The 12,230-nt window shown below is 32.0% G+C and carries 14 protein-coding genes; 7 read left to right on the forward strand and 7 right to left on the reverse strand.

The window, feature by feature from the left end:
- The first annotated feature begins 50 nt into the window (after positions 1-50).
- From GN138_RS08455 to GN138_RS08465, 3 genes are all read left to right on the forward strand, one after another.
- A complete protein-coding gene (locus GN138_RS08455; protein WP_157363373.1) occupies positions 51-662 on the forward strand; it encodes a hypothetical protein in 612 nt (203 codons plus the stop codon).
- A gap of 138 nt (positions 663-800) precedes the next feature.
- Positions 801-1,823, forward strand: coding sequence for a S66 peptidase family protein (locus GN138_RS08460; RefSeq protein WP_231743056.1), 1,023 nt, complete (start codon positions 801-803; stop codon positions 1,821-1,823).
- Positions 1,824-1,852: 29 nt separating this feature from the next.
- Positions 1,853-2,212, forward strand: a complete 360-nt coding sequence (locus GN138_RS08465; RefSeq protein ID WP_157363374.1) for a YraN family protein — start codon at positions 1,853-1,855, stop codon at positions 2,210-2,212.
- Between the two features lie 28 nt (positions 2,213-2,240).
- Here the strand turns inward: GN138_RS08465 and nadD are convergent, their stop codons facing one another.
- Genes nadD through GN138_RS08480 form a run of 3 tightly spaced genes read right to left on the reverse strand, consistent with a single transcriptional unit; the run spans position 2,241 to position 4,324 of the window.
- Positions 2,241-2,819 carry a nicotinate (nicotinamide) nucleotide adenylyltransferase gene (gene nadD, locus GN138_RS08470; protein ID WP_157363375.1) on the reverse strand — a complete coding sequence of 193 codons (579 nt, stop codon included), beginning with the start codon at positions 2,817-2,819 and terminating at the stop codon, positions 2,241-2,243.
- A gap of 21 nt (positions 2,820-2,840) precedes the next feature.
- On the reverse strand, positions 2,841-3,431 hold the full coding sequence (gene gmk / locus GN138_RS08475; protein ID WP_157363376.1) for a guanylate kinase: 591 nt from the start codon (positions 3,429-3,431) through the stop codon (positions 2,841-2,843).
- 35 nt (positions 3,432-3,466) lie between these two features.
- Positions 3,467-4,324: a YicC/YloC family endoribonuclease gene (locus GN138_RS08480; RefSeq protein WP_197429331.1), complete on the reverse strand. Its 858-nt coding sequence runs from the start codon at positions 4,322-4,324 to the stop codon at positions 3,467-3,469.
- Positions 4,325-4,450: 126 nt separating this feature from the next.
- Here GN138_RS08480 and GN138_RS08485 point away from each other — a divergent pair, with 126 nt between their 5' ends.
- Positions 4,451-4,936, forward strand: coding sequence for an acyl-CoA thioesterase (locus GN138_RS08485; protein WP_157363377.1), 486 nt, complete (start codon positions 4,451-4,453; stop codon positions 4,934-4,936).
- A 156-nt stretch (positions 4,937-5,092) separates the two neighbouring features.
- On the opposite strand, the gene GN138_RS08490 is transcribed toward GN138_RS08485, so the two are convergent.
- Positions 5,093-5,986: a DMT family transporter gene (locus GN138_RS08490; protein WP_157363378.1), complete on the reverse strand. Its 894-nt coding sequence runs from the start codon at positions 5,984-5,986 to the stop codon at positions 5,093-5,095.
- The gene (locus GN138_RS08495) at positions 5,976-6,332 is read right to left on the reverse strand and encodes an arsenate reductase family protein (protein WP_157363379.1); all 357 of its coding nucleotides are present in this window, start codon (positions 6,330-6,332) and stop codon (positions 5,976-5,978) included. Before GN138_RS08495 ends, GN138_RS08490 begins: the two co-directional genes overlap by 11 nt.
- Positions 6,333-6,415: 83 nt before the next feature.
- Between GN138_RS08495 and GN138_RS08500 the strand changes: the two genes are divergently transcribed.
- Complete coding sequence (locus GN138_RS08500; protein WP_157363380.1) at positions 6,416-7,660, forward strand: cation:proton antiporter; 1,245 nt, start codon at positions 6,416-6,418, stop codon at positions 7,658-7,660.
- On the opposite strand, the gene GN138_RS08505 is transcribed toward GN138_RS08500, so the two are convergent.
- Positions 7,661-8,380: a DUF3298 and DUF4163 domain-containing protein gene (locus GN138_RS08505; protein ID WP_157363381.1), complete on the reverse strand. Its 720-nt coding sequence runs from the start codon at positions 8,378-8,380 to the stop codon at positions 7,661-7,663.
- A gap of 117 nt (positions 8,381-8,497) precedes the next feature.
- Between GN138_RS08505 and GN138_RS08510 the strand changes: the two genes are divergently transcribed.
- Positions 8,498-9,637, forward strand: a complete 1,140-nt coding sequence (locus GN138_RS08510; protein ID WP_157363382.1) for a cystathionine gamma-synthase — start codon at positions 8,498-8,500, stop codon at positions 9,635-9,637.
- Between the two features lie 80 nt (positions 9,638-9,717).
- Here GN138_RS08510 and GN138_RS08515 read toward each other — a convergent pair whose 3' ends face one another.
- On the reverse strand, positions 9,718-10,533 hold the full coding sequence (locus GN138_RS08515) for a THC0290_0291 family protein (protein WP_157363383.1): 816 nt from the start codon (positions 10,531-10,533) through the stop codon (positions 9,718-9,720).
- Between the two features lie 304 nt (positions 10,534-10,837).
- On the opposite strand from GN138_RS08515, the gene gdhA reads away from it, so the two are divergent.
- Positions 10,838-12,181, forward strand: coding sequence for an NADP-specific glutamate dehydrogenase (gene gdhA / locus GN138_RS08520; RefSeq protein WP_157363384.1), 1,344 nt, complete (start codon positions 10,838-10,840; stop codon positions 12,179-12,181).
- The last annotated feature ends 49 nt before the right edge of the window (positions 12,182-12,230 follow it).

Consider the following 12,230-nt stretch of genomic DNA (forward strand, 5'->3'; position numbering starts at 1 on the left):
TTATTAAAAAATATTATAAATTTAATCACTTAACCTTTAAATCATTAAAAATGAAAAACTTAAAACAATTATTTTTACTTGTAACCATTAGTGTAATGTCTTTTTCTTGTGGAAGTGACGATGATGGTGGTAGTGGAAGCTCTAGTGACAGTTACTTTATTTATGGAGATACTGAATTTCAGTTAAAATCTGGTGTTATTGAAAATTATGGAGATTATTATGTAGACGGTGTATATAATTTTGATATTAGCTTGTTTAGCTCAGAAATGTCAGTTGTAGACGACGAATTAGTTTTTGATGATAATTTAGTTTCTGGATTATATTTTGAATTATTTACTGAAGCTGAAGGTGATTTAGAAACAGGGACTTATTCTTTTGAAAGTGGTAGTTATGACGCTAATACATTTGGAGATGGTGCATTGTATATAAACATATCTCAAGATGGTTCTGCAGACGGAGAATCTTATGATATTACGTCTGGATCTCTAACCGTTTTAGATAATGGATCTACATATGAATTTGAGTTTTCTGGTGCTGCATCAAGTGGAGAAACATTTTCTGGGTATTTTAGAGGAACACTGAGCGCTTTTGATTATTCTTCTGAAAACAGACCAGTAGTTGAGGCTAATACAAAATCTAAAAAAGTAAAGTTTAGAAAATAATAAACTAGATTTATACGTTTAAAAAAGACCATCTTTAACTAAAGATGGTCTTTTTGTATGCTAAGATTTCTAAACTAAAAATATTTTATTTTTAGAGGCTTCATGTATTCCTTTTTATATTTACAAAAACTCTGATTTATGAAACTGAAAAAGAACTGTTCATATCTAATTTTAATTGTACTTATGGTTATAAATACTGATATTAACGCTCAAACTGAAACTGATAATTCAACAGAAATGACTTCAAAATTAATACAGCCACCATATTTAAAAGCAGGAGATACTGTTGCTATTGTTGCGCCTTCAGGCATATTAAAAAATAGAGAACGCGAAGTACAACAAGCTGTAGATTTACTTAAAAGTTGGGGATTGCACGCTGTAGTTGGTAAGCATGTATTTAGTAAGTCTAATCATTTTGCTGGTACAGACGAAGAACGTTGTGAAGATTTACAAAATGCTATGGACGACCCAAAAATTAGTGCCATTTGGTGCGCAAGAGGTGGTTACGGAACCGTTAGAGTTTTAGATAAATTGAATTATACAGCCTTTAAGAAAAATCCAAAATGGATAATAGGCTATTCAGATATTACAGCATTGCATAACCAATTGCATAACGAAGGATTTCAATCCTTACACGCGTTAATGTGCGTGAGTTTAACTAAAGATTTAAATGATGTAAAAACCGCTATTTCTACCTTTAAATCTGCACTTTTTGGGCATCCTGAGAATTATACTTTAGAAGCATCTCAATATAATAGGGAAGGAGAAACTACTGGCGAATTAATAGGAGGGAATTTAACCATGTTACATACCATGTTGGGTTCTGATACAAGTCTAGATACTTCTGGTAAAATTCTTTTTATTGAAGAAATTGGCGAATACAAATACCATATAGATCGTATGTTACAAAGTATGAAACGAGCTGGTTATTTTGATAATTTAAACGGACTTGTGGTTGGTGATATGTCTAGAATGCGAAAAAATACCACACTTTGGGGATCCTCTGTTGAGCAACTTATTTTAGATGCATTGGCAGATTACGATTTTCCTATTACGTTTAATATGCCAGCAGGACATGAGAAAGATAATCGTGCTTTAGTTTTAGGAAAGATTGTAGATTTAAAAGTTGAAAAAAGCGGAAGCAAATTATCTTATCAGTAGAATTTATTCAGTTAATTGAAAACTGAACTATGGCAGATCATAACGAACTTGGCAAATTAGGAGAACAATTAGCTACGGATTATCTCATTAAAAAAGGATATGAAATTGTGGTTAGAAATTATGTGTTTCAAAAAGCTGAAATTGATATCATTGCTAAACACAATAATTTTATGATTTGTGTTGAGGTTAAGGCTAGAAATTCTGATTTTTTTGGCGATCCACAAGAGTTTGTAACACCAAAAAAAATAAAACATTTGGTAAAAGCAATGGATGAATTTATAACGAGTAATGCTATAGATTTAGAAACTAGGTTTGATATAATTGCAGTGTTAAAAAATAAATCTACAGAGCAAATTACCCATTATGAGAATGCTTTTTATCACTTTTAATCCCTGCAAAGTAGGAATCTCGTTACTATTACCTATAGAAATTCATTTCGTCTATAAATTTCCAAACGTCATTAGGTAACATCGGTTTTACATTTCTGCCCTCTTTAATTTCTTTTCTTATAAACGTTGAAGATAGTTCCATAATTGGTGCTTCAACTTTAATAATTTGAGGATGGTCATTAAATTGGGTTTCAATATTTCCTGAAGAAATTCTTGGGTAAACGTAAATACTGTGGTTTTCTAAAATAAGTTCGTAGTTTTTCCATTTATGAAAACTCTTTAAATTGTCTTCACCCATAATTAAGGAAAAATCATGGTCTGGATATTTTTCTAACAAATAAGTAAGCGTATCTATAGTATAATTAGGTTGTTTTAATTTAAATTCTATATCGCTGGGTTTTAATTTATCGTAATCTTTTGTAGCTAAATAAACCATTTCTAAGCGATGGTAATTATCTAGCAAACTACTTTTCTTTTTAAAAGGACTTAAAGGGGTTACAACAAACCAAATTTGGTCTAAATCACTATGTTCAGCCAAATGGTTAGCAATGGTTAAATGCCCAATATGGATGGGGTTAAATGTACCAAAATATAGACCTACTTTCATGTAATATATTTATTTTAGAGTCTATTTTTTAATAAAATCAGAAACTAATTTATATGCTTGTTCTAAAGCTTCGTCTAAATTGGAGTTAATTACAATTTCATCAAAAAGTGGTGCAGTTGCCAATTCTGCTGGTGCTTTAGATACACGCATGCTAATTTTTTCTTCACTTTCTTCACCACGTTCTTTAAGACGTCTTACCAATTCATTTAAATCTGGTGGTTTTACAAAAATGGCAAGGGTTTGCTCTGGGAATTTTCGTTTTATACGTAAACCACCAGATACATCAATATCAAAAATTACGTGTTTACCTTTAGCCCAAATACGAGAAATTTCAGTTTTTAAAGTGCCATAAAAGTTGTCTCTATAAACTTCTTCCCATTCTAAAAACTCATCGTTTTTAATTCGGTTTTTAAATTCTGAAAGTGATAAATAATGGTAATCTTTTCCGTGTACTTCATTACCACGTTTTTCTCTAGATGTTGCCGAAATAGAAAATTCTAAATTAAGTTCTGGTTGCTGCAACAAATGACGGACAATTGTTGTTTTTCCGGAGCCAGAAGGCGCTGAGAACACTATAAGTTTACCTTGTTTTTCGTTTTTAATTTCTGACAAAATAGGGAGTTTAGGTTGTTTAATACTGCAATAGGCTATAGAACATTTAACATTTGTTCCTTTATTTTTTCGAGTTCATCTTTCATTTGTACTACTAACTTTTGCATAGGTGCATAGTTAGATTTAGAACCAATGGTATTGATTTCTCTACCAATTTCTTGAGAGATAAAGCCTAGTTTTTTTCCATTAGAGTCGTCTGAATTTAAAGTTTGGGTAAAATAATCTAAATGATTATCTAATCTTACTTTTTCTTCAGTAATATCAAATTTTTCTATGTAGTAAACCAATTCTTGTTCAAAACGGTTTTCATCAACTTTTTCTTTTATATCTGCAATACCTTTTTCTAAACGTGCTCTTACACCCTCAATACGATCAGGATCCATGGTAATAACCTCTTTTAATAAACCTTTTAAGGATGCAATTCTATCAATAAAATCTTGCTTTAAAATTTTGCCTTCGTCTTTTCGGTAACCGACAATTTTTGTAATTGCTTCGTTAATACCGTTGCTAATAAGCGACCACTCTTCTTCGTCAATTTCTTCACGTTCTGTAGTTACAGCATCTGGTAATCTAATTGCCATTTTAAGTAACTCTGTAGTGTCACCGTCTACCACCTCTTTAAGTTGTTTAATATACTCGTTAACAACCGTTTTATTGATTTTAGAACTGGTGTCTTCTCCTGTAATTTCTACAAAAAGTGAAAAATCTACTTTCCCTCTTCCAAGATGCTTTGCAATAAGTTTTCTTATTTCTAATTCTTTGGCTCTATACATAGAAGGCATGCGAGCGTTGAGGTCTAAACTTTTACTATTTAGCGATTTTAATTCTATTGAGATTTTTTTTGTTGGGAGCTGTAATACAGATTTCCCATAACCCGTCATTGATTGTATCATTAAGACTTTATGATTAAAGTTGGACAAAGGTACAAAATTGAACGGTTTTAGAAGGTATTAAAATTTATACAAACACTTATGCGTACACAAGATACTTTCTTAAATTTGTTTCTTTAAATTTAAGTTATGAAAACGTACAAAAAACAGTTTGAAATACGATGGAGTGATGTTGATGCAAATGGCCATTTAGCCAACTCTGCATATACCAATTTTATGAGTCACGCTCGAATGTCTTTTTTTGCAGAACAAGGCTTTTCTATGCCAGAAATTATGAAACATAATGTTGGTCCTGTGGTATTTTATGAACATATGTTCTATTTTAAAGAATCATTTTTAGGGACGCCAATTACGGTAACTATTGAAGTCTCTGGTTTAAGTGAAGATGGTATGTTGTTTATGTTTGAACATAACTTTTACAACCATAAAGGCGAAAATTTAGCCTATTGCGAAATGCAAGGTGGTTGGATAGATTTAAAAGCAAGAAAATTAACAGGTTTACCAAAATCATTATTAGACTTGGCGCATACATTCCCAAAATCTAAAAATTTTAAAGTATTGACAAAAGCAGATACACGTAAGCATGGTATAAAGCCTAAGCCTATGGAAATGTAGGTTTAAAGTTTTATAAATAAATAGTATAAAATTCCTGCTCTTGCAGGAATTTTTTATTTAAAAACAGAATGTTGCTTAAAAGATTTGATATGCACATTCTGTATAAATGGCTTTAAAACCTGGTTTGGTAAATAGCATCAATACTTTTAATACAAATTAATCGACGGTTTTAGGTTTAAGTGATACTAAATACACACCCGAAAATATAAGAAGCATCGCGATAATCTTAATTGTATCCATACTATCTGCTCCCATTACCAATGCAAATAAACCAGCTATTACAGGTTGTAAATAAATAAAAACACCTACAGTTGACGCTTTAAGTTTATTTAACGCAATGGGATTAAAAAGGTAAGTGCCAAATGTTGCACCAACGACTACAAAAGCAATTGAGAAATAAACATAAGGTGAAAATGTTTCCCATTGTACCTCTTGTAATTCTTTATACCCAAAGGGTAAAACCATAAAGAATCCAAAAAGGAATAACCATTTTATAAAGGTAAATGGATGGTATTTTTTAGTTAATTGCTTAATTAAAATGACATATATACTATAGAAAATGGCATTTAAAAATATAAAAGTGTTGCCCAAAACAACATTGTTGCCAACTCTATCAGAATCACCAAAGAGGGTTAAAGCTAAAGCACCAGAGAATGCAATAGTAATACCAACAATTTTTAAAACGGTAACTTTTTCTTTTAAAACAAAAGACGATAGAATTAAAATAATTACTGGTGTAATCGTCGTAATTGCTGCAGCATGTATAGGTGTTGTAAGTTCTACACCTTTTAAAAAAAACAGCATATTAATGCACACACCAAAAAGTGCTGCAATAAAAAACTTAAAATAATCTGCACGCTCTATTTTTTCTTTAGGTAACCAAATACTTATTAACCAAAATAAAATAGCTGCACCACCAACTCTTAAAATGGTTAAGGCAAAAGGTGGAACAAAATTACCGTTCATTACAATTTTTGCAAATGTATAGTTAAGTCCATATAAAACTTGAACCATAATTAATGCAAAAAGAGCAAAGCCTCTACTTTGCATGGATAGCCGTTTTAGCAGATGCTACAGTTTTTTTAGAATTACCTATAAATATTTGGTCGTTAAAAAGTATTACAGGACGTTTTAAAAACGTATAATGTTCTAAAATGTAGTTTTTAAAATCGTTTTCTGAAAGTGATTTTTCTTTTAAGCCTAATTCTTTATAAAGTCTTGCACGTTTACTAAATAGGTTTTCATAGCTATCTGTAAGTGCTCGCATCTCTTCAATTTGTTGCTCAGTAATAGGTTCGGTTTTAATATCTTGTAACTGAAACCCTTCTGGTAACTCCAGTTCATTAATGATTCTAGTACAAGTATTACATGTGCTTAAATAATATATTTTTTTCATATCAGAAATCTATATAATTTTGAGATTGCAAAGTAACCGTATTTAAAGGGAATTTTAAGTACATTTAAGAAAAATAATATTTTATGGATTACTATTCAATTGCCACTATATTAATTGTGTTATCGGCAATCTTCGGCTATATAAATGTGAAGTTTTTAAAGCTTCCAATTACAATAGGATTAATGGTAATAACCATTGTTTTTACAGTTGTTTTAGTTGGTATTGCACAGTTTGATGATACCTTACTCGTTAAGGAGCGAGAATTTATAGCATTAATAGATTTTGAAACTGTTTTACTAGATATTATGCTGAGTTTTCTGCTTTTTGCAGGTGCTTTGCACACTAATTTTAATCAATTAAAAGTGCAACGTTGGCCCATTATGGCCTTTGCTACTTTGGGTGTTTTAGTCTCTACATTTTTAGTTGGCATTACTATGTTTTACGTTCTAAAGTTGATGAGTTTTGACGTTAATTTTATCTATTGCTTATTATTTGGTGCTTTAATTTCGCCAACAGACCCAATTGCTGTTTTAGGTATTTTGAAAAAAGCTGGAGCTCCTAAAAAATTAGAAACTAAAATTGTAGGCGAATCATTATTTAATGATGGTGTAGGTGTGGTTGTCTTTTTAACCATTTTTGCTATTGCTGCTAAACCAGATGCAGCCATTGAATTTTCGGATATCGCTACGCTTTTTGGACAAGAAGTTATTGGCGGCATTGCATTAGGTCTTTTATTAGGGTGGGTTACCTATCGTTTAATGAAATCTATAGATAATTATGAGATTGAAGTTATTTTAACCCTAGCCACAGTAATGGGAGGCACCATGTTAGCGCAACAGTTTCATTTGTCTGCACCTTTAGCCATGGTTACAGCTGGTCTTATTGTAGGTAATGATACGGTTAGAGATACTGCAATGTCTGAAACTACTGAGGCATATGTAGATAAATTTTGGGAACTTGTAGATGTGTTATTAAACACTATTTTATTTGTAATGATAGGTATGGAGATGCTGGTTCTTACTTTGGATGGAAAATTTATTTATGCAGGTTTATTGGCAGTTCCAATTATATTAATGTGTCGTTATATTTCTTTATTTTTACCTATTAAATTCTTTGAAAGGCGTTTAGATTTTGTACCCAAAACTAATTTAATTATGACTTGGGGCGGATTACGAGGCGGAATCTCAATTGCACTAGCGTTAAGCTTAACTGCAGAGATGCACAGGGAATTATTTTTGGTAATTACCTATGTGGTTGTCGTTGTTTCTATTGTAGGACAAGGTTTAACTGTTGGTCCTATTATAAAACGATTAACAAGAGCTAAATAATTATTTAATCTTTAAGTAAGAATCTACAGCTTCAAACGGAATTACAAATTCAAAATACCCTTGGTCGTAAGACACAACGTCGTAAGGGTTATAAAGTAAAACGAGTCCATCGTCACTATAACCTATGTTTTCTGGTAATTGAAAAGGTTTTCCAAAGAAAAAATCTTCCATGTTTAGAGTTTCATCTTTTAATTCTGAAGCTTTTTTAAAATGGGTTTGAGCAAGTGATTTAAAATCATTTTTATTGTCGATAAAGTCATCAAGCGTTAAAATAGTTCCTGTTTTAGCATCAAGATTCAAAAACTTAATTTGGTCATTACCATGCGCACCACCTTTAAATTCATAAGTGCTAATAACAATGGTTAAAACGGCTTCTGACTGATAAACCAGTTCAGTTTCTACATCTAATTCCCAAACAGGTTCAGAAGCTTCATCAAAATCTTTTTTAAACTCAAGAAACTCTTTGTTAAAATCTTTTAAAAGTGTTTTAAGGTCGCTTTTAGTTTCAGCAGTACTTATGGTTTCAACAATGGCATTTTCAATATTTTGATTGATTGTTTTACTAAGTTTAGTGTTGCCTTCGGCTTTGCTGTAGGTCGCTGTTATTTCGGCATCAAACGGTTCATTAATTGAAAAAGTTTCAAAAGTAGCAGGTTTAATTTCTTCAGAACAAGAGGTCAAAACAATAATAAAAATGAATAAAGGAAGTATACGTTTCATAATAAATGATGCTTATGATTTTGAAACAATAAAGGTATTATTTAGATTTAAGATAGAACGAATAATCCATTAAATTTGTGATGATTTTAATTCGAAATTTCAAATACTTCATTAATTATGAAATTCAATACAAAAACCATTCATGGAGGACAAAAACCAGATGCCGCTTATGGTGCAGTAATGCCGCCAATTTACCAAACATCAACGTTTGCTCAGTCAACGCCAGGTGGACATAAAGGTTACGAGTATGCACGTTCTGCTAACCCAACACGTCATGCCTTAGAACAGGCATTAGCTAGTATTGAAAGCGGAAAATTTGGTTTGGCTTTTGGATCGGGTTTAGCGGCTATAGATGCCGTTTTAAAACTATTGAAGCCAGGAGATGAGGTAATTTCTACTAACGATTTGTATGGTGGCACGTATCGTTTATTTACTAAAATATATGAGGATTTTGGGATAAAATTTAATTTCATAGGCATGCAAAATGCAGATAAAATTGAAAATTATGTAACCGATAGAACCAAACTGATTTGGGTAGAAACGCCTACCAACCCAATGATGAATATTATAGATATTGTTACAACTGCGAATATTGCTAAAAAGCATAAGGTGCTTTTAGCTGTAGATAATACGTTTGCTACACCATATTTACAACAGCCTTTAGCTTTGGGAGCAGATATTGTAATGCATTCTGCAACCAAATATATTGGTGGACATAGTGATTTAGTAATGGGAGCTTTAATTGTAAAAGATAAGGAATTGGCAGAGCGTTTGTATTTTATTCAGAATGCAAGTGGTGCTATTTGTGGTCCTCAAGATGCTTTTTTAGCGTTACGAGGTATAAAAACTTTACATGTAAGAATGCAAAGGCATTGTGAGAACGGTAAAGCTGTTGCAGAATATTTAGAAAATCATCCTAAAATTGAAAATGTATATTGGCCAGGATTTAAACATCATCCTAATCATAATATCGCTAATGCTCAAATGAATGATTTTGGTGGGATGGTCTCGTTTACAACAAAAGGGAATAATTATGAGGCATCTATAAAAATTGTAGAAAACTTAAAAATATTTACCCTTGCTGAATCCCTTGGAGGCGTGGAGTCTTTAGCTGGTCATCCTGCAAGTATGACGCATGCAAGCATTCCAAGAGAAGAACGCGAAAAAATAGGTGTTGTAGATTCATTAATCCGTTTGAGCGTTGGTATTGAAGATGAGACTGATTTAATTGCCGACTTAAAACAAGCAATTGGGTAAATGAGTTAGGAAATATTGAGATAAAAAAAAAAGACCAAATATGCTTATTTGGTCTTTTTTTTATGTAGTATTTTGATTTTTTAATCTAAGTAATAAATGTAACCAAAGTTTAACCATACCAACCAGTCATTAGATTTGTTAGACTCTAATTGGTGGTTTAAACCATCTGCCCAATCTGTAAAATAGTATTGAAACCTTAAGTCTATCATAAAATCAGAAAGTACGGTAAGTTTATATCTTGTACCAATACTACTAACTAAAGACCAAGTGGATCCGCTCATATCATTAACGGAGCCAGCATCCCAAAGCGAATAAAAGTTATTTGGGTCGTCTGGGTTTCCTACATCATTTGGGTTTAATGGGTCGGCACTTACATAATCTGTATATGTCTCTGGTCTATAAGAAACGTAATGCGCACCAAAACTTGCAAAAGGAGCAAATTTATTTATACCAGCAGCAAAAGCTCTAATACTTAAAGGAAAGAACTCTAGTTGCATACCAATATCCCAATTTTGGGCTTCACCAGTATGGCCTCTTAATCTTTCAGAATCATCAGAAACTTTATTAGAATCTACCCAGTCTCCAAAATGCGATAGTGCTGTTTTGTTCCAAGAAATTTCACTTCTTAACTTAAAGTGATCATTAAAATATTTATCAGTAGTATAACAGTTACAATCTGCTCTATATGCAAAATTAACATAATGAACAAGACCTAATCCAATACCAGAGTTACCTACATTGGTTTCTAAATCTGATCGTACACCGAAATCAGATTGAAAAGTTACTGGTCCTGCAATAACACCAATTTCGTGAGAGAAACCTAACTGTGCATATCCTATCTGAATAGATAAGAAAAATACAAACGGAACGATTAATTTTTTTATGTTATGGATCATTTAATTTTACATTAATGAATAATTACCGAGCAAATATATAAAAACTCGACGAAATACAAAATAAAACGGATAAAATGCACGTGATCTCATTTATAAATTAATTTTGTCTAGGTCAGGGAAGAAAAAAACATTTTGAGAATAATAAAAAAAAACACGCATATTTTTAGAGATAACGTATATTTGCACGCCATATATTGTAATTCAATAATTTTGATGTCATATATTGGTTTTTATACAATCCTGGCAATGTAATAATTGTTATTACCGCCAACAATTTAAACATAATTTGTAAAATAGCATACTTATGAAAGAAAAGATTGAAGCTTTTTTAGATTTAGTTAAAGAACGAAATGGTCACGAACCAGAATTTTTACAAGCTGTAAAAGAAGTTGCAGAAACTGTGATTCCGTATATAGCTGAAAACGAAATATATAACGGAAAAAACATTCTTTTAAGAATGGTAGAACCAGAACGATTGATTTCTTTTAGAGTAAGTTGGGTTGATGATACTGGAGAAATACAAGTTAATAGAGGATATAGAATTCAGATGAATTCTGCCATCGGACCATATAAAGGTGGTTTGCGTTTTCATCCTACAGTAAATGCCAGTATTTTAAAGTTTTTAGCATTTGAGCAAGTGTTTAAAAACTCATTAACAACCTTGCCAATGGGTGGCGGAAAAGGAGGTTCTGATTTTGACCCAAAAGGAAAATCTGATAACGAAATTATGCGTTTTTGTCATGCATTTATGACGGAGTTGTTTAGACATATTGGCCATAATACAGATGTGCCAGCAGGAGATATTGGCGTTGGTGCCAGAGAAATAGGCTTTATGTTTGGTATGTATAAAAAATTAAACAACACGTTTACAGGTGTATTAACAGGTAAAGGTGCTTCTTGGGGAGGATCGTTAATTAGACCTGAGGCTACGGGTTACGGAAACGTATATTTTGCACAGAATATGCTTCAAAGAAAGGGTGATTCTTTTGATGGAAAAACGGTCGCTATTTCTGGATCTGGTAACGTTGCACAATATGCTGCTGAAAAAGCAATAGAATTAGGTGCTAAAGTTTTAACCTTATCAGATTCTAGTGGGTATATTTATGATGAAGCTGGGATAGATTCAGAAAAATTAAAACACGTAATGTATATTAAAAATGATAAACGTGGTAGAATAAGTGAGTATTTAGAAACCTATCCAGAGGCTAAATATGTTGCAGGTGAAAGACCATGGTCTGTAAAATGTGATATTGCTTTACCATGTGCTACTCAAAATGAGTTAAATGGAGAGGAAGCAAAACAGTTAATAGATAACGGATGTATTTGCGTGTCTGAAGGTGCAAATATGCCGTCAACACCAGAGGCAATACATGAGTTTCAAAAAGGAAAAATTTTATTTGCACCAGGTAAAGCTTCAAATGCTGGAGGTGTAGCAACTTCTGGTTTAGAAATGAGCCAAAACTCATTACGTTTAAGCTGGTCTAGAGAGGAGGTAGATTCTAGATTAAAGGATATTATGAAAGATATCCATGATTCTTGTGTAGAATATGGTACTAATGAAGATGGTACTATAGATTATATTAAAGGTGCAAATATTGCTGGCTTTGTTAAAGTAGCCGATGCTATGTTAGCGCAAGGTGTTATTTAAATAGTTTATAAATATTTATAGTAAAGCTTCTACAGAAATTGTAGAAGCT

This window comes from Winogradskyella endarachnes, from assembly GCF_009741275.1.
GTDB classification, from domain to species: Bacteria; Bacteroidota; Bacteroidia; order Flavobacteriales; family Flavobacteriaceae; genus Winogradskyella; species Winogradskyella endarachnes.

Excerpts from the sequence above, each read along its gene's own strand:
- GN138_RS08480 (WP_197429331.1), bottom strand. The coding sequence starts at position 4,324 with ATGATACAATCAATGACGGGTTATGGGAAATCTGTATTACAGCTCCCA.
- nadD (WP_157363375.1), bottom strand. The coding sequence starts at position 2,819 with ATGAAAGTAGGTCTATATTTTGGTACATTTAACCCCATCCATATTGGG.
- GN138_RS08515 (WP_157363383.1), bottom strand. The coding sequence starts at position 10,533 with ATGATCCATAACATAAAAAAATTAATCGTTCCGTTTGTATTTTTCTTA.
- GN138_RS08455 (WP_157363373.1), top strand. The coding sequence starts at position 51 with ATGAAAAACTTAAAACAATTATTTTTACTTGTAACCATTAGTGTAATG.
- GN138_RS08495 (WP_157363379.1), bottom strand. The coding sequence starts at position 6,332 with ATGAAAAAAATATATTATTTAAGCACATGTAATACTTGTACTAGAATC.
- GN138_RS08460 (WP_231743056.1), top strand. The coding sequence starts at position 801 with ATGAAACTGAAAAAGAACTGTTCATATCTAATTTTAATTGTACTTATG.
- GN138_RS08465 (WP_157363374.1), top strand. The coding sequence starts at position 1,853 with ATGGCAGATCATAACGAACTTGGCAAATTAGGAGAACAATTAGCTACG.
- GN138_RS08485 (WP_157363377.1), top strand. The coding sequence starts at position 4,451 with ATGAAAACGTACAAAAAACAGTTTGAAATACGATGGAGTGATGTTGAT.
- gdhA (WP_157363384.1), top strand. The coding sequence starts at position 10,838 with ATGAAAGAAAAGATTGAAGCTTTTTTAGATTTAGTTAAAGAACGAAAT.
- GN138_RS08490 (WP_157363378.1), bottom strand. The coding sequence starts at position 5,986 with ATGCAAAGTAGAGGCTTTGCTCTTTTTGCATTAATTATGGTTCAAGTT.
- GN138_RS08505 (WP_157363381.1), bottom strand. The coding sequence starts at position 8,380 with ATGAAACGTATACTTCCTTTATTCATTTTTATTATTGTTTTGACCTCT.
- GN138_RS08500 (WP_157363380.1), top strand. The coding sequence starts at position 6,416 with ATGGATTACTATTCAATTGCCACTATATTAATTGTGTTATCGGCAATC.
- GN138_RS08510 (WP_157363382.1), top strand. The coding sequence starts at position 8,498 with ATGAAATTCAATACAAAAACCATTCATGGAGGACAAAAACCAGATGCC.